This is a genomic window from Allobosea psychrotolerans (assembly GCF_002917105.1).
Classification (GTDB): Bacteria; Pseudomonadota; Alphaproteobacteria; order Rhizobiales; family Beijerinckiaceae; genus Allobosea; species Allobosea psychrotolerans.
On the sequence record NZ_PQFZ01000004.1, the window covers coordinates 116,432 to 132,656 of the forward strand.

Annotated in this window: 18 protein-coding genes; 5 read left to right on the forward strand and 13 right to left on the reverse strand. The window is 66.5% G+C overall.

The window, feature by feature from the left end; translation table 11 throughout:
* Positions 1-221 precede the first annotated feature (221 nt).
* The 4 genes from CYD53_RS08630 to CYD53_RS08645 form a co-directional block, all read right to left on the reverse strand.
* The gene (locus CYD53_RS08630) at positions 222-1,205 is read right to left on the reverse strand and encodes a LysR family transcriptional regulator (protein ID WP_103717941.1); all 984 of its coding nucleotides are present in this window, start codon (positions 1,203-1,205) and stop codon (positions 222-224) included.
* A gap of 151 nt (positions 1,206-1,356) precedes the next feature.
* Positions 1,357-2,238 (reverse strand): ABC transporter permease, encoded by an 882-nt coding sequence (locus CYD53_RS08635; RefSeq protein ID WP_103717667.1) that lies wholly within the window; start codon positions 2,236-2,238, stop codon positions 1,357-1,359.
* A complete protein-coding gene (locus CYD53_RS08640; protein ID WP_103717668.1) occupies positions 2,238-3,155 on the reverse strand; it encodes an ABC transporter permease in 918 nt (305 codons plus the stop codon). The genes CYD53_RS08635 and CYD53_RS08640 overlap by 1 nt, the downstream gene beginning before the upstream one ends.
* A gap of 204 nt (positions 3,156-3,359) precedes the next feature.
* The gene (locus CYD53_RS08645; RefSeq protein ID WP_210202309.1) at positions 3,360-4,856 is read right to left on the reverse strand and encodes an ABC transporter substrate-binding protein; all 1,497 of its coding nucleotides are present in this window, start codon (positions 4,854-4,856) and stop codon (positions 3,360-3,362) included.
* Between the two features lie 291 nt (positions 4,857-5,147).
* On the opposite strand from CYD53_RS08645, the gene CYD53_RS30195 reads away from it, so the two are divergent.
* Positions 5,148-5,315 (forward strand): hypothetical protein, encoded by a 168-nt coding sequence (locus tag CYD53_RS30195; RefSeq protein WP_175525563.1) that lies wholly within the window; start codon positions 5,148-5,150, stop codon positions 5,313-5,315.
* 24 nt (positions 5,316-5,339) lie between these two features.
* Here CYD53_RS30195 and CYD53_RS08650 read toward each other — a convergent pair whose 3' ends face one another.
* The 3 genes from CYD53_RS08650 to hydA form a co-directional block, all read right to left on the reverse strand.
* Complete coding sequence (locus tag CYD53_RS08650) at positions 5,340-5,552, reverse strand: hypothetical protein (RefSeq protein WP_103717670.1); 213 nt, start codon at positions 5,550-5,552, stop codon at positions 5,340-5,342.
* 157 nt (positions 5,553-5,709) lie between these two features.
* Positions 5,710-6,372, reverse strand: a complete 663-nt coding sequence (locus CYD53_RS08655) for an aspartate/glutamate racemase family protein (protein WP_103717671.1) — start codon at positions 6,370-6,372, stop codon at positions 5,710-5,712.
* 194 nt (positions 6,373-6,566) lie between these two features.
* Entirely contained in the window at positions 6,567-8,030 is a 1,464-nt protein-coding gene (gene hydA, locus CYD53_RS08660; protein WP_103717672.1) for a dihydropyrimidinase, read from the reverse strand.
* Between the two features lie 264 nt (positions 8,031-8,294).
* On the opposite strand from hydA, the gene CYD53_RS08665 reads away from it, so the two are divergent.
* Positions 8,295-8,813, forward strand: coding sequence for a MarR family winged helix-turn-helix transcriptional regulator (locus CYD53_RS08665; protein WP_103717673.1), 519 nt, complete (start codon positions 8,295-8,297; stop codon positions 8,811-8,813).
* 72 nt (positions 8,814-8,885) lie between these two features.
* Here CYD53_RS08665 and CYD53_RS08670 read toward each other — a convergent pair whose 3' ends face one another.
* The 3 genes from CYD53_RS08670 to CYD53_RS08680 all read right to left on the reverse strand — a co-directional run bounded on the left by CYD53_RS08670 (position 8,886) and on the right by CYD53_RS08680 (position 10,941).
* Positions 8,886-9,137, reverse strand: coding sequence for a hypothetical protein (locus CYD53_RS08670; protein ID WP_103717674.1), 252 nt, complete (start codon positions 9,135-9,137; stop codon positions 8,886-8,888).
* Positions 9,138-9,213: 76 nt separating this feature from the next.
* Positions 9,214-10,548, reverse strand: coding sequence for an 8-oxoguanine deaminase (locus tag CYD53_RS08675; protein WP_103717675.1), 1,335 nt, complete (start codon positions 10,546-10,548; stop codon positions 9,214-9,216).
* A 90-nt stretch (positions 10,549-10,638) separates the two neighbouring features.
* Complete coding sequence (locus tag CYD53_RS08680) at positions 10,639-10,941, reverse strand: hypothetical protein (RefSeq protein WP_103717676.1); 303 nt, start codon at positions 10,939-10,941, stop codon at positions 10,639-10,641.
* A gap of 144 nt (positions 10,942-11,085) precedes the next feature.
* On the opposite strand from CYD53_RS08680, the gene dapD reads away from it, so the two are divergent.
* On the forward strand, positions 11,086-11,928 hold the full coding sequence (gene dapD / locus CYD53_RS08685; protein WP_103717677.1) for a 2,3,4,5-tetrahydropyridine-2,6-dicarboxylate N-succinyltransferase: 843 nt from the start codon (positions 11,086-11,088) through the stop codon (positions 11,926-11,928).
* Positions 11,929-12,082: 154 nt separating this feature from the next.
* On the opposite strand, the gene CYD53_RS08690 is transcribed toward dapD, so the two are convergent.
* The 3 genes from CYD53_RS08690 to CYD53_RS08700 form a co-directional block, all read right to left on the reverse strand.
* Positions 12,083-12,634: a DUF1269 domain-containing protein gene (locus tag CYD53_RS08690; RefSeq protein ID WP_103717678.1), complete on the reverse strand. Its 552-nt coding sequence runs from the start codon at positions 12,632-12,634 to the stop codon at positions 12,083-12,085.
* A gap of 89 nt (positions 12,635-12,723) precedes the next feature.
* The gene (locus CYD53_RS08695; RefSeq protein ID WP_103717679.1) at positions 12,724-14,217 is read right to left on the reverse strand and encodes an MDR family MFS transporter; all 1,494 of its coding nucleotides are present in this window, start codon (positions 14,215-14,217) and stop codon (positions 12,724-12,726) included.
* Positions 14,218-14,462: 245 nt separating this feature from the next.
* Positions 14,463-14,741 (reverse strand): Atu4866 domain-containing protein, encoded by a 279-nt coding sequence (locus CYD53_RS08700; RefSeq protein ID WP_103717942.1) that lies wholly within the window; start codon positions 14,739-14,741, stop codon positions 14,463-14,465.
* Positions 14,742-15,406: 665 nt separating this feature from the next.
* On the opposite strand from CYD53_RS08700, the gene CYD53_RS08705 reads away from it, so the two are divergent.
* Entirely contained in the window at positions 15,407-15,670 is a 264-nt protein-coding gene (locus CYD53_RS08705; protein WP_103717680.1) for a DUF1488 family protein, read from the forward strand.
* Positions 15,671-15,838: 168 nt separating this feature from the next.
* Entirely contained in the window at positions 15,839-16,045 is a 207-nt protein-coding gene (locus CYD53_RS08710; RefSeq protein WP_103717681.1) for a hypothetical protein, read from the forward strand.
* The last annotated feature ends 180 nt before the right edge of the window (positions 16,046-16,225 follow it).

Here is a 16,225-nt window from a genome sequence, read left to right on the forward strand (position 1 = left end):
TCAGACGGAAAACTCACAGCGCCCCCTCATCCGTCTCGGCTGCGCCGATCCGCCTTCTCCCGCGAGGGGAGAAGGGAAGAAGCCGCAATCCGGGATCCATCCTGGGGCGTCATTCTCGGGCTCGCGCCCCAAGAATCTCATGACCAGAGCGCTCTGGTTTACGAGATGATCGGGTCAAGCCCGATCATGACGGGTGTTGTTCCGAGAGAAAACGCGACGCTTCACGCCAGCGGCAGCGCCAGCCCCGCGATCAGCGGGTTGTCGATGATCTCGGGCGGTGCGCTTTCGGCCTCCAGCATGTCCTCGAACAGGCGCTGGAAGGCGAGCTCGGCCGCGCTGAGCCCCATGGCCGGGCTGCTGACGAAATAGAGATCGGCGCCGAGTTCCCCGCCTGCGCCCGACAGGTTCCAGAGCGTGCCGGTGTCGATCGCGTCCTGCACCGAGGCGAGCGGCAGGATGCCGATGCCCATGCCAGCCGCGATCATGCGCGCGACCTCCTCCAGATTGGGGCTCGCGCCGACGGTGCGGCTGCCCAGCCCCGCGCCTTCGCGCAGCGAGACCATGGGCTCGAGCGCGCCGTCCTGGCCGCAGGCGAGCGCGATGAAGGGCTCGTCGGCAAGCTCGTGCAGCGGCACGCCGGCCCGGCCATGGAGCGCATGGTCGCGCCCGCACAGGATGCCGAACTCCTCGCGCAGCAGATGGCGGCAATTCAGCCCGGCGAGCGGGTTGGGCAACAGGCAGAAGCCGAAGGGGCTCAGCCTTTGCGAGACGGAGCGGACGATGTCCTGGCTGCTCGCGACTTCGACCCGCACGGTGACGCCGGGATGGCGGCGGCTCATCAATGACAGCGCCCGGTCGAAGGCAGGCAGCACCATATGCGTGATCAGCTGGACGCGCACGAGCCCGGTCAGCTCGTCATGCTCTTCCGAGAGCTTTTCGCCGATGCGGGCGACGCTGCGATAGATGTCGACGCATTCCTTGTGCAGGAGCTCGCCGCGCTTGGTCAGGACGAAGCGGCGGCTGTCGCGTTGCACGAGCTGGCCACCGAGCGTCTCCTCCAAGCGCTGCAGCGCGGCGCTGACCGAGGGCTGGCGCACCAAGAGCCGGTCGGCGGCACGCGTGATGCTGCGCTCCTCGACGATCACCAGGAAGGTGTGAAGGAGATTCCAGTTCAGGTGATGCAGTTTCGGGCGCTTTGCCGTCACGAACTCTCCCTTCGGCCTGGCCTGGACGCCGCCGCGCACAGCCGTGCCGCCACCGCGAAACGGGATGGCAACGCAGCTTGAGCCGCGCGTCAAGCTCGGGCTGCCCATGCAGGGCGCGTGCCGCTCGCTTTCGGGAGCAGCAGGGGCGGGTTCAGGAGCTCGTGGCATCGAGTGCGTCGCGCACGCCGTCGCCGAGCAGATTGACGGCGAGGATGAGCAGGCAGAGCGCCGAACCGGGCAAGGCGATCAGCCAGGGATCGAACAGGATGTGCTCGCGTCCCTCGGCGATCATCAGCCCCCAGGACGGCGTCGGCGGCCGTGCGCCCAGGCCCAGGAACGACAGCGCCGCCTCAAGCAGGATGACATTGGCGACCTCCAGCGTCGCCACCACGATCAGCGTGTTGCGCAGGTTGGGCAGGATGCCGCGCAGCATGACATGCAGGCTGGAAGCGCCGAACGAGACGGTGGCCTGGACGAATTCGCGGTTGCGCAGCCCTTGCGTCGCCGAACGCACCACCACGGCGAAGCGGTCCCAGAGCAGGAGGCTGAGCACGATCGCCAATGTCTGCAGCGAGGCGCCGCCGAGCGCGACGGCGGCGAGCGCGACCAGCACGATCGGCAGGGACAGCCGCGTCGTGATGATGAAGCTGATCAGCATATCGGTCTTCCCGCCGAAATAGCCGGCGAGCAGCCCGAGCATCGTGCCGATCAGCCCGGCGCAGAGCGTCACGCCGAGCCCGATTCCGAGCGAGACGCGCGCGCCGAAGATCAGTCGCGAGAGATAGTCGCGCCCGAGATTGTCGGTGCCGAGCCAATGCGCCGGGTCGGAGCCGGCCTGCCAGAAAGGCGGCAGCAGCCGGCGCGTCAGGTCCTGCGCGATCGGATCATGCGGCGCCAGAAGGGGGGCAAGCAGCGCGATGGCGGCGATCAGTGCCAGGAGCCCGCCGCCGAGATGGATGCCGGTGCTGCGATTGATGCGCCGCCAGAGCTTGCGCCGTTGCAGGATGCGGCTGTCGAGGTCGAGCACCGTCATCAGGCGCTCCTCAGGCGAGGATCGAGCCAGGCATTGACCAGATCGGCCGCGGTCGTCAGCGTCACATAGATCAGCGACAGGATCAGGATGATTGCCTGCACCACCGGCAGGTCGCTGCGCAGCAGCGATTCCCAGGCGAGGCGCCCGAGCCCGTTGATGGCGAAGACGCTCTCGATCACGATCGAGCCCGAGAGCATCATGCCGAATTGTACCGCCGCCAGCGAAACCAGGGGCAGCACGGCGTTGCGCAGCGCGTGGACCATCAGGATGCGCAATCGCGCCAGCCCCTTGGCGCGGGCGGTGCGGATATAATCGGCCCCGAGCACCTCGATCATGCCGGCTCGCGTCAGGCGCATCAGCGCCGGCATGGCGTAATAGCTCAGCACGATGACCGGCAGGATATAGCCCTGCCAGCTCTCCGTTCCCGAGATCGGGACCAGGCCCCACCAGACGCCGAAGACGACGATCAGGATCAGTCCGAGCCAGAAGCTCGGAATCGCCTGTCCGAGCACGGCGAGCAGCAGGGCTGCGCGGTCGAGCAGGCCGCCGGGCTTGAGCGAGGCGGCGATGCCGAGCGGCACCGAGACCAGTATGGCGAGCAGGAAGGCGACGCTGCCGAGCATCAGCGTCACCGGCAGGCGCTCGCCGATGATCGTGGCGACCGGCAGGTTGAAATACAGGCTCGTGCCGAAATTGCCCGTCAGCGCCCGGCCGATCCAGCCGAGGAACTGCACCGGCAGCGGCCGGTCGAGCCCATAGGCCTGCCGGATCATCTCGACATCCTGGGCTCGTCCGGCCTGGCCGGCGAGCACCACCGCGGGATCGCCGGCGACGAACATCAGCCCGAACGCGACCATCGACACAGCGAGCGCGACGAGGGCGGCGACGATCAGGCGACGCGCGAGAAAGGGCAGCATGGCGGTTCCATCCAGAGGCTGTTTTGAGGTTCAAGCTGTCGCGATGACCAGTCGCGCCGTCAGTCCAGACAGGCCTGCTTACGTCATTGCGAGGAGCGTCAGCGACGAAGCAATCCAGGGGGCGTAGAGCGCTGCCGCCCCTGGATTGCTTCGCTTACGCTCGCAATGACGCTCGATGTCGTTTGGGCCGGCGGCGAGCCGGCCCTACTTCCAGCTCGACAGCCACCAGCGGGCGAACTCGTCGGGGTGCGGCTTGAAGTTGAGCGCCGTCGACAGGCCGTAATTGATGTTGAAGTCGTACATCGGCAGCCAATAGGCCTGGTCGGCGATCTTCTTCAGCGCCTTGGCGTAGTTCTCCTGGCGCAGAGCCCGGTCCTGCGCGGTGTCGGCTACGGTGACGAGATCGATCACCTCCTTGTCCTGGACGAGGTCGTCGGCGCCGCCGCCGAAGAAGTTCGAGATGATGAAGGCGACGTCGCCGGTGCCGTAGCTGCCCCAATTGGTGAAGAAGGCCGGCAATTCGCCCGCGCGCCATTTCTGCACGCCGGCCGCATATTGCTGCTCGTTCAGCGTCACCCGGATGCCGACCTTGGCGAGGTCGGAGGCGACTGCTTCGGCGACCGGGCGCGGCATGGCCGCGAAGACCATCTCGATATCGACGCCGTTGGGCAAGCCGGCCTCGCTCAGCAGCGCCTTGGCCTTGGCCGGATCATAGGCGTAAGTCGCGACATCCTGCGCGCAGCCGAACTGCTTGGGGTTGCAGGCAGCGTTCAGCACCTGCGAGGCGCCGCCGGCGAAGGCTTGCACGATCGCCTCGCGGTTGACGGCATGGTTGATGGCGCGGCGCACCAGCAGGTTCCTGGTCGGATAGTCCTTGGCCTTGGCGGCCACGGTGAGGCCGACATAGGCGATGCGCATGATCGGGCCGTTGACGATCTGGATGCGGCTTGCGAGCCGCGCCGCCTGGTCGGGCGGGATGCGCCAGCTCCAGTCGAGCTTGCCGGCCAGGAGCTCGGCGAACTGGGTGTTGAGCTCGGGGATGGTCCGCACGACGATCTTGCCGATCGCCGGCCTGCCCTTGGGGCTGCCGGCGTAATGGGCCTCGAAACGCTCGAAGGCGTAGCGGATGCCCGGCGTCATCTCGACGAGCCTGTAGGGGCCGGTGCCGACGGGCTTGGCCGCCATGCCGGCCGAGCCGACCTCCTTGAAATAGGCGGCCGGATAGATCGGCAGCGCATCGGCCAGCATCTCGACCGCGCCGGCGAAGGGTTTCGCCATCTTGATGCGGACCTGGAATTCCGAGACCTTTTCAACCCTTTCGATCCAGTCGATGGCGATGCGGAAGCGCGTGCCGTAATTCGGGTCGAGCACGGTGTTGAGCGTGTAGACCACGTCGTCGGCGGTGAACTTCGCACCGTTGTGGAAGGTCACGCCCTCGCGGAGATCGAACTCCATCGTCATCGGGTCGGTAAAGCGCCAGGCCTTGGCCAGCGCCGGTTTGATCTCGCCGGTGTCGAGATCCTTGTAGAGCAGGCCGTCATAGATGTGCCGGGACAGGATCAGCCCCTCGCGGCCGGCGATCTTGTAGGTGTCGAGCGCCTCGGGCTCGAGCGCGAAGGCGACATTGAGCGTGTCGTCGGCCTTGCCGGCGCGTGCCGGCGGGGCGGAGAGCCCCAGCAGCGCCAGGGCGATGCCGCCCATGAGTGATGCCAATCCCAACCGTGCCATCGATCTTGTCCCCTGTTTTTATGGTGCCGGACCTCTCGGCGCGCCGCTTCATCTCTGGCGGGTTTGGCCGCGGACTTTCAGTGCCGCCATTGCCCTGGCGAGCGAGGCGGATGCTGCGGGGTCAACCATAGGTCAGGAGATATTCGCCGGGCTAATAGACTGTTCCTATGCCTGGAATAGCCGGCGGGGCGTCGTGGCGCGGGGTGTCGTGGAGATTGTGGCGGCGCTCATGAAGGCGCCACAATCGCAGTGCCGATTGTGAGGATGAAGCAGCCGATCGTCGTCCATACCGAAGAAGATTATCAGCGCGCCCAGGAGCGCGCCCAGGAGTTGAGCGCCTCGCCCGAGAGCCCGGAGCGCGACGCCGAGCTCGCGGCGCTGGCCGATGCGATGCTGGCCTTCGAAATGCGCCTGGACGAGGCAGAGGAGTAGCACCTTCCTGCTGCGCGTCTGCGTTCAGGCCGTCTTCGTCCGCAGGCGGTGACGCGCGACGAAGGCGGCCGCTTCCGGCTGAAAATACCGCCAGGCAGGCAAAAGAGACTCGCCCGCGTCGGTCTGCGCAAATCGCATGTCTTCACGGATAGCCTGGATCGCGGGCGGCTTGTCCGGGTCCATGCGCGCGGCGCGGCACATGGCCCTGGCGATCTGGACGATGCGATCCTGATCCACGGCGAGACCTCCGGGAGAAAGCGGCGGCAATGCAACGCCGCTGCGCCGTTCCGGTTCCCGTGGTCTGGCAAGAATTCCGCCTGGGCGCGGCTCTCCTCTGAAAGTGAGAGCCGGATCGATGCGAAAAAAGCGGTGCCCACGTCTTCGCATCCTGCTCCTAGGCTGCGGCGAGCCGCACCCGCCCTACGGCCATCGCGGCCGCGGCCTGGGTCGGTTCGACCACCGGCACGCCAAGCGCCTCCTCCAGCGGCCGGCGGAAGCGCGCCATGCCGGCACAGCCCATCACGATGACGTCGGCATGATGTGTGTCGCGCAGCGTCTTGCCGGTCGCGGTCATGCGCTCCAGCGTCTTCTCGGCATTGCTGAGCTCGGTCACGCCCATCCCGATCGAGAGATCGCCGGCAAAGCGCCCCATCACGCCCATGGCGCCGAAATAGCGCAGATGCCGCTGGATCGAGCTCGGCAGGATCGCGATCACGCCGAAGCGCTGGCCGAGCGTCAGGGCCTGGAACACGCCCGATTCCGCAATGCCGAGCACCGGGTGGCGGCTCTGCTCGCGCAGCGCATGCATGCCGGGGTCGCTGAAGCAGGCGACGACGAAGGCCGCCGCCTCGTTCTCCAGCCCGGCGGCCCGCTTCAGCAGCGGCCCGACGACACTGTCGGCGTCGCGCTGAGACTGGATGCCCGCAGGCCCCTCGGTCAGTGTCAGGCAGGCGATCTTGGGGCCGTCGACTGAACGCAGCGGCTCGACCGCCTGGTCGATGCCGGCGGTGACGGCCTCGGTCGAGTTCGGATTGATGACGAAGATGGTGCCGGCCATGGGGGCTCCGATTGCTGAGTAACTTGCCTGCGATGTTTCTTAAGCCCTCATCCTGAGGAGCCGCGAAGCGGCGTCTCGAAGGATGCTCCAGGAGGCTCCGGAGACCGCTGAAACATCCTTCGAGACGCGCTCCTGCGGAGCGCTCCTCAGGATGAGTGCCGCGTCCGAATGGGCTGTGTCGGCGGTGTCCTGCATCAATACAGCTTGGCGCCGAAATTCCGCGCGGGGTCGAATTCGGGCGAGAGCATCCCGGTCGGGCGGGTGGCCTCGCCGGCCTCGCGCAGCATCAATCGGCCCGAGCCGGGCTGCGCCTTCAGCGCGCCCTGCGTGACGACGACCTCACCGCGCCTGAGCACGGTCTCCGGCCAGCCGGTGATGGTGCGGCCGGCAAAGGGGTTGTAGCCGGTGTTGTCGTGCAGGTTGTCGGCGAGCGCGACCTTGCGGTCGGCGTCCCAGATCGCGATGTCGGCGTCCATGCCGATGGCGAGCGAACCCTTGCCCGGCAGGTCGTAGATCTGGGCCGGGGCGGTTGAGGTCAGTTCGACGAATTTCTTCAGCCCGAGTCGGCCCTTGCTCACCATGGCGTCGAACAATACGGGCAGCCGCATCTCGAGCCCCGGCATGCCGTTGGCGATCTGCTTGAAGCCGGGATTGGGGCCGTATTTCAGTTTGCCGGTCTCGTCGAAGCGGTAGGGCGCGTGGTCGGAGGAGAGGATCTGCAGGTCGCCGAGCGCCAGCGCCTGCCACAGCGCCTCCTGGTCGTTCGAACCCCGCTGCGGCGGCGAGCAGATCCATTTCGCGCCTTCGATGCCGGGCTTGTCGAGCTCGGCGGCGGTCATCAAGAGGTAATGCGGGCAGGTCTCGGCATAGATCTTGACGCCGCGCCCGCGCGCCTCGCGGATCACCCTGGCGCCCTCGGCCGTCGAGACGTGGAAGATGCAGATCGGCTGGTCGAGCAGTTCCGAGAAGGCGATCAGGCGGTGGAAGGCCTCGACTTCGGCCGCCTGGGGATGACTGACGGAATGGTATTTCGGCGCAGTGTAGCCGCGCTTCATCAAGCGCTCGCCCATCCATTTCAGCAGGCCGTGGTTCTCGGCATGGACGCAGACCAGCGCCCCGGCCGAGCGGGCCGCCATCAGGACGTCGAGCAATTGCCCGTCATCGACCTGCACGGCGTCATAGGTCATGAAGACCTTGACCGAGCGGTGCCCGGCGCGGATCAGCGCCGGCAGATCCTGAGTGACGGTCTGCTCGTCGGGGTTCGCCACCATCAGATGGAAGGCGTAGTCGATGATCGCGCCTTTCTTGGCGAGGGCCGCATAGTCCTCGACCACGCTGGCGAGGTTGGCGCCGCGATGCTGGGCGGCGAAGGAAATCACCGAGGTGGTGCCGCCGAAAGCCGCCGAGCGCGTCGCGGTTTCGAAATTGTCGGCGCTCATCAGCCCGCTGCCCGAGAGCTGTTCGATATGGCAATGGGTGTCGACGCCGCCGGGCAGCACCAGCTTGCCCTTCGCGTCGATCTCCTGCGTCCCGGTGGGCAGGTCGAGCCCGATCGCGGCGATGCGCCCGGCCCGGATGCCGAGATCGGCCTTGAACACATCCGTCGCCGTCGCAAGCGTGCCGCCACGGATGACGATGTCGTAGGCAGGGGTCGGCATGGGCTGGTTCCTTGGTCAGATAGGACGTCTTGGGTCAGACAAGAGATCTTGGATCAGGCAGATGATTTGGTCGCGAGGCGCAGTATGCCCGGCATCGGCGCCCGCGCCACGGGCTTCCTCGTATGGCGGGCCTGCGCGCATGCAAGGCGTCGGCCAGGATAGGCTCTGCAGCCAGGCGGGCTCTACGCGATGCGCCGGCTCATGGCGCTTGCCGCATCCCGCAGCGGCGTGTGAGATACCGGGCCTGATGTCTCTGGATGCGCCATGCCCTCGACGAAGCGCCACAAGGCCGCTGCCGGCCCGGAGCGGGATGTTCTCGATCTCGGCGGTTACGTTCCCTATTTCCTGACCGCGATTTCCAATACCTGGTCGCGCAGCTCGTCACGGCTCTATCTTGAGCGCTTCGGCGTCGGCGTCACCGAATGGCGCGTCATCTCGCAGCTCGCCATCGAGCCGGCGATCGCGGCGCAGCGCATCTGCGAGGTGATCGGGCTCGACAAGGGTGCGGTCAGCCGCAGCGTCGCGACCTTGGTCGCCGCCCACCATGTCACTGAGCGCCCCGACGATCGCGACGCCCGCCGGCAGGTGCTGGAACTGACGCCGAGCGGCTATGCCCTGCATGACGAATTGATCGCGCTCGCCACCGCCCGCGAGCGCTTGCTGCTCGAAGGCTTCACGGCGGAGGAAAAGGCGCAGTTGACCGGCTTCCTGCACCGGCTGCATGCCAGGCTGCCGCAACTGCGCGATTTCAGGCTGGAGCGCGAAATCCCGCCCGCGAGCTAGGGCGTTTTCGAGCGAAGTGCATACCGGTTCGCGTGAAGAAAACGCATCAAAACAGGGACCCGGAGCGCCTTGTCACCAGCGCCGGAAACCGTAGCCGAAGCCGTAGCCGTAATAGGGGCCATAATAGTCGCGCTCGACCCAGACCCTGCGGCTGGCCGAGCGGTCGAGCTCGATATGGAGCAGGCAATTCGCATAGCCGTCGGTGCCGGGGCGGAAGCCGTAGGAGCGGCAGCGCTCCTCGTCGAGCGCGCGTCGCTCGGCAATCGTGACGCAGCCGCTGCCGAGAAGAGCCAACCCAAATGCTGCGATCAAACCGAGCTTCATGGCACCTGACTCCCTTGGCCGTGATCCGCACCGAATCAAGCCGAGAAATGCGTCAAGATTCCGAGTAACCCGTCTCTCAGGCGTAACGCTTTGCCGCCATTCCATGCGAGCGGCGCAGCGCCGCCAGATCGAGCCCCGGCACGGCCCCGTCGATCACCCGCCAGGCGCCGGCGACCATCACCCGGTCGGCCCGGTTCGCGCCGCACAGCACCAGCGCCGCGACCGGGTCATGCGCGCCGGAGAAGCGCAATTCGTCGAGGCAAAACAGCGCCAGATCCGCCTGCATGCCAGGTGCGATCCGCCCGATATCGCTGCGCCCGAGGCAGCGCGCCGAGCCCTCCGTCGCCCAGCGGATCACGTCGCGCGCGGTAACAGCCGCGGCGCTCTCATAGCGCAGGCGGTTGATCAGCAAAGCGTGGCGCAACTCCTCCATCAGGTTGGAGCCGTCATTGGAGGCTGAGCCGTCGACGCCCAAGCCCAGCGGCGCCCCGGCCGCTTCCAATTCGCGCGTCCGGCAGAAGCCCGACGCCAGCACGCCGTTCGAGGTCGGGCAATGGCAGACGCCGACGCCGGCGGCTCCCAGCTTTTCGCATTCCTCGCAGCTGAAATGCACGCCATGCGCCAGCCAGGTCTTTGGCCGCATCCAGCCGGTCTCCTCCAGCAGGTCGAGCGGGCGCTTGCCATAGACTTCCAGGCAATAGGCGTCCTCGTCCCTGGTCTCGGCGAGATGGGTGTGCAGCGGCGCATCGAAGCGCGCTGCCAGCTCGGCGCTCTTTTTCATCAGCGCCGGCGTCACCGAAAATGGCGAACAGGGTGCAAGCGCGATCTGGATCATGCTGCCCGGCGCGGGATCGTGAAACAGGGAAAGCACCCGCTCGCTGTCGGTCAGGATCGTCTCCTCATCCTGGACGACGGAGTCGGGAGGCAGCCCGCCATCCTTCTGCGACAGGTTCATCGAGCCGCGCGAGATCGTGGCGCGGATGCCCAGAGCCCGCGCCTCCTCGACCGCGATGTCGACGGCGTTCTCCAGCCCCTTCGGATAGAGGTAATGATGGTCCGCCGCCATGGTGCAGCCTGAGAGCAAAAGCTCCGTCAGCGCGACGCGGACCGCCAAGCGCAGGTCATCGGGCGTCAGTCTCGCCCAAAGCGGATAGAGTGCGGTCAGCCAGGGAAACAGCTCGCGATCGATCGCGGCCGGATGGGCTCGCGTCAGCGTCTGGTAGAAATGGTGATGCGTGTTGATCAGGCCGGGCAGCACGACATGGCGCGAGGCGTCGAAGACCGCATCGACGGGCAGGGCAGGGGACCCGCCCGCCGGCACGAGCTCGGCGATGATCGCGCCGTCGACGATGATCCCGCCGCCGGCCTTGTCCGCGACGATGCCGAGCGGGTTCCTGATCCAGAGGCGCATGCACGAATCCTGTCTGGCGCTTTCGTCGCCGGTGTTCCCATGGTTGCGGCGACCAGAAGCCAGGCTGGTGGCGAAAGCAACAGCCGCGCGTCAGTCGAACCAGACCGGGTCGCGGCTCTTGCAGCGATAGCCGATGAAGCAGCTCGGCGTGTCGCGGCTCGGCACCCAGGCGGGCTCTATCCCCTCGTCGAACTCGCAAAAGCTGCGGTTGGCGACGAAGCGGTCATAGGTATAGCCGCCGGTGCCGAGCACGATCGCCCCGTTCGCCGCGACGCTCTGGCGGTTGACGCTGCAGGGGCGGTTCGTGGTTGAAGGACGCGATTGCGCGAGCGCGGCTTCGAGCGGCATGGTCGGCAGCAAGCACAAGGCCAAGTACAAGGCGATGCGTTTCATGGTCCCCTCCGGTGCGTTGGGCATGGTGGCGACAGCTTAACCGGTATTCGGGCCTGGCGTTCCCGCATATGTCCTTGCGCCTTGACGCCGCCGCCCTCATCCGCCATCGCTCCGCGCGACTTTTTCGCCCGCCGGAGCGCCGCCATGTCCCTGACCGATCTCGCCGCCACCATCGACGCCGCCTGGGAGGCTCGCTCCGAGATCGGCATCAACACCAAGGGTGCGGTCCGCGAGGCGGTCGAACAGGCGATCGAATTGCTCGATGCGGGCGAGGCCCGCGTGGCCGAGAAGATCGGCGCTGAGTGGGTCGTGCATCAATGGCTGAAGAAGGCGGTGCTGCTCTCCTTCCGCCTGACCGACAACATGATCATCGCCAATGGCCCCGGCGAAGGCGTGTTCTGGGACAAGGTGCCCTCCAAGTTCGAGGGCTGGGGCGAGAACCGCTTCCGCGCCGCGGGCTTCCGCGTCGTGCCGCCGGCCGCCGCGCGCAAGGGCTCCTTCCTCGCCCCGAACGTCGTGCTGATGCCGTCCTTCGTCAATATCGGCGCCTATGTCGACAGCGGCACCATGGTCGATACCTGGGCGACGGTCGGCTCCTGCGCCCAGATCGGCAAGAACGTCCATCTCTCGGGCGGCGTCGGTATCGGCGGCGTGCTCGAACCGCTGCAGGCCAACCCGACGATCATCGAGGACAACTGCTTCATCGGCGCCCGCTCCGAGGTGGTCGAGGGCGTGATTGTCGGCGAGGGCTCGGTGCTCTCGATGGGCGTGTTCCTCTCGGCTTCGACCAAGATCGTCGACCGCGCCACCGGCCAGATCCATATCGGCAAGGTGCCGCCCTATTCAGTGGTGGTCCCGGGCTCGCTGCCCGGCAAGCCCTTCCCGGACGGCACGCCGGGCCCCTCGCTCTCCTGCGCCGTCATCGTCAAGACGGTCGACGCCCAGACGCGCTCGAAGACCGGCATCAACGAATTGCTGCGCGACTGATCGCAACCCTTGCCGTCATTCTCGGGCTTGTCCCGAGAATCTCGTGACCAGAGTGCGCTGGTGCCTAGGATGGTCGGGGCAAGCCCGACCATGACGCGCTTCGGATCCCGGGCCTCCCTCAGGCCGCCCGGGACTGATGTGAGAGGCTGGTGCCTCACCCCACCGGCGAAGGCGCGCCCGCGCCTTCCGGAGCCGGGGCAGGAGCGGCCGCCGGCGTCTTCGGCGTTCCCGCCAGGGCATCGCGCAATTGCTGCTCGCGGCTATGGTCGAGCGAGGTTTTCAGCACCACGCCGCCCGTGCCCTTGACGGCGTCGAGCACCTTGTCGGCGGTCATCTTGTTGATCAGCAGGAAGAGCGCGGCATTGCCCGGCTGGAGGTTGGCGGCGAGCTCCTTCATGAAGCCGTCATTGACGCCGTAATCGGTCAATGCTCCGCCGAGCGCGCCCGATGCCGCGCCCAGCGCCGCGCCGAACACCGGCATCAGGAAGATCGCGCCGATCAGCAGACCCCAGAACGAGCCGGAGACCGCGCCGAGCGCGGTGGTGTTGAGCAACTGGTTCAACTTGATCTTGCCGCCCTCATGCATCACCGCGATGGCGGCGTCGCCGAGCTCGATCAGGTATTCCTTCTGCAGCGAGACGATCTTCTGGCGCATTTCCTCGGCGCGGGCCTCGGTCGGATAGACGATGACGACGAGATCGGACATGGGATGCTCCTGCGTGAAGGCGTGACGAAACCTGCCGCGGCGATGTGGCGGGCTCGTGGCGAACGCGCGGGGGACGGCGACTGTTCCGGCTATTCGCCGCCGGCCGCCTTGGCCGCTTCCACCGCGCTGCCGCGCAGGGGCAGTTCCTTCATCCGCACCATCAGCAGCAGCGCCATCGCGAAGCCGAAGCAGGTCGCTGCGAAAACATAACGGAACAGCTCGATCATCGTCGCGCGATCGACCGTTCCCAGCTTCAGCGCCTCGGGCGAGAGCCCGACGCCGGCCCCGCCGACGCCGCCGAGCACGATCGCGCCGAACACCGCCACGATCAGGGCGCCGCCGATCTGGCGGAAGAAATTCGCGATCGCGGTCGCTGTGCCGAGCTGATGCGGCAGCACCGCGTTCTGGATCGAGACCGTCGCCACGGGCAGCATGGTGCCGAGCCCCAGGCTGATCACCGCCAGCGTCAGTGAGAAGGGCAGGAGCGGCATCTGCCCGGCATAGATCGTCAGCAGCGCCGCGCCCAATGTCGCGACGCTCAGCCCCGCCATCGGCACGCGCTTGTAATGCGTCAATCGCGTCAGCGAGCGGCCCGACAAGGTCGCGCCCATCACGGTGCCGCAGGTGAGCGGCAGGAGGCCGAGGCCCGAGGCGGCCGCGCTCATCCCCGCCACCGTCTCGAAATAGAGCGGCAGATAGATCGTCAGGCCGATGAAGGTGCCCATGCCGAAGCCGGCGGCCATCGTACCCATCCGCACCACTGGATTGGCGAGGAGGTCGAGCGGGATCAGCGGCTCGGCTGCCGTCCGCAGCCGCCAGGCGAAGACGGCCCACAATACGACCGAGAAGGCCACGAGTCCGATGATCCGGGCCGAGGCCCAGGGGTAATAGGTGCCACCCCAGGAGAGCGCGAGCAGCAGTGTCATCGTCGCGCTGGTCATCAGCAATGCGCCGGCGACGTCGAGCTTGTGCGGTCGCTCGTGGCGCGGCAGCCGCTTCAAGGCCGAACTCGTCATCCAATAGGCGGCGAGCCCCAATGGCAGGTTGATCCAGAAGATCACCGACCAGTGCAGCGCCTCGGCGATGATCCCGCCCAGAACCGGGCCGAGCACGGAAGAGGCCATGAAGACGGCGGCGAAATAGACCTGATATCTGCCGCGCTCCTTGGGTGAGACCATGTCGGCGATGATGGTCTGAGCCAGGGCGATCAGCCCGCCGCCGCCGAGACCCTGGACAAAGCGCGCTATCACCAGGAGCCAGAGGTTCGGAGCAAGCGCACACGCCACGGAACCGACGACGAAGACGACGATGCCCGAGAGCAGCGTCACCCGCCGGCCATGGATGTCGGCGAGCTTGCCGTAGAGCGGCGTCACCGCTGTCGAGGCGAGCAGATAGGCCGTCACGACCCAGGGCAGATGCGTGACATCGTTGAGCTCGCGCCCGATCGTCGGCATCGCGGTGGCGACGATGGTCTGGTCCAGCGCCGCCAGCAACATGGCGAGCATGATGCCGAACAGGATGCTGCGAATATCCTCATGGGTAAGGGGCGCTGGATGCGCCGCCGTCTCGACCCGTTTGTCCATCGTCACTCGGCCTGCCCGTGCGTTGGGAGAATGGCAGACTTGTAAGGCTGGGGCATGCCATGCGCCAGAGGCGGGACGTGCCGCCGCTGCATAGCGGACCGGCCAGTCCTGCTAGAGCGTTTTCGAGCGAAGTGGATACCGGTTCGCGTGAAGAAAACGCGTCAGAACAAAGAACTGGAGCATCGGCCCGAAAAGTGGGAACCGGTTTTCGGGACAGGCCGGCGCCAGATCAAAGCCCCGCTGCCTCAGCGTTCCCGCCGTAACACCATCCCAGCATGGTACAGCACGCCGTCGACGAAATTGCCGTCGGCGGTGAAGCCGGTATCGTCGACATAGTCAATATGCTCGCCTGTGATGCTGTAGCGCCCGCGATAGGCGCTCTTGCGGTTGCCCCTGTCCTCGTCATAGCGGCCATTCGGCAGCAATTCGTGCCGGATATGGCCGTCGGCCGTCACCCACATCCCGACGTAGGGATGCGGCGCGGTCTCGCGCGCCGCGGCGTTGGCTTGCACGGTGGTGGTCATCTGTCGCTCCTGAAGAAGGGTCTGGGCCGTCGAGGTGCGCGTCGCCGAGACCTGCGTCGCCAATGCGAGCAGGGTGGCGGCAAGCAGCGGCTTCGCGGGATGGCTTCGGTGATGCTCCATCGCAGTCTCGCTTGGTCCGATCTCGGATGAAGACGACCTTGCGGCCGAGCGGGCGTGGGCCGATAGACCAATCCTTGCCGATGATTGCCGGATCCTTCGGCAGGCAGGGCAGAATGCTGAAGAGCTGTTGCAGTTCGACCGGCCGGCCCCACGAAGTCAAAATCGTGTTCGCGAGGCCCAAATCTTGTTCAAGAAGCCCGGGTCTTGTTTGCGAAGCTCACGCCTTATTATTGCGCGGCCCTTACAATGGGCGGCTGCCTTCCCCATGTCCGAGGGACGGTCGTCGAGAACAAGCCGCCTTGCGGTTGATCTGTTTTGGCCTAACCGTCCTTGAGAAAACGATCAGCTTGCTTGAGCCCCTCGGGAGCCGACGGCGCACATACACAGTGGAGCGGGCTCTCGCTGCGTTCGGCGCACGCTTGCGCCGGTCATCGGTGGCCCGCGCGCTCTGGCTCAGCCGCGCTTCCGGACCGTGGATCAGCAGGTTGCGGCGCTGGCGTCGTGAAGCTGGTCGTGACAGGCAACCGCAAGAAAGCAGGCCGATCATGGCACTGAATTTTCCAAACCCGGTCCGTAGTTTCGACGCAGGGCGTTCCTGCGTCAGCTTCTGGGGCTCGGATGCCTCGCTGGAGATCACGTTCCAGATCGAGATGGATGCCCTGCGCAAGCTGGGCTCCGGCATCGATGACAGTCAGGCGCAGGTGCTCGATGTCTTCGATCGGAACCGGGACAGGATCCTGAAGGCGGCCGCGAACGCCTATGCGCGGCACCGGGCCAGCTATCACCGCCTGACACCTGCCGATTTCTAGGCATCGGCCCGAAAAGTGGGAACCGGTTTTCGGGACAAGCCGATGCAAGATAACTCGGCCATCGGCCCGAAAAGTGGGAACCGGTTTTCGGGACAAGTCGATGCTGTTGCGGCGCTGCGTCGCGCAACCTGCTCCAACGCCTCAATCCGTCTCAGGGGAGATGATGACATGGCCAATCAGCCATACAAGCCGGGTGATCTGGTCAATCTCGAACCAGGTTTCGCCAATCAGGCCAGGCTCGGCCTCTACGAGATCCTGCGCGTGATGCCGCTGCGCGACAACAAGGAAGAGCAGTATCGCGTGCGTGGGCCTGACGGCCTCGAACGCGCCATCGGCCATCACGAGATCGCCGAGACGGCCGTCAAGCGCGGCTGAGGGCGGCTCAATCCCTCCGCACCGCATCCTGGCACAACGGATGCGCAGCACGACAAGCACGCGCCTCGCGGCGCTCCGCTAGCCCCTCTCCGCAGCGGAAACGCCGGCGGGAATTTCGCGCGCGTTTCCCTTCCCCCCTGGCGGGGGAAGGTGGCTCGGCGAAGCCGAGACGGATGAGGG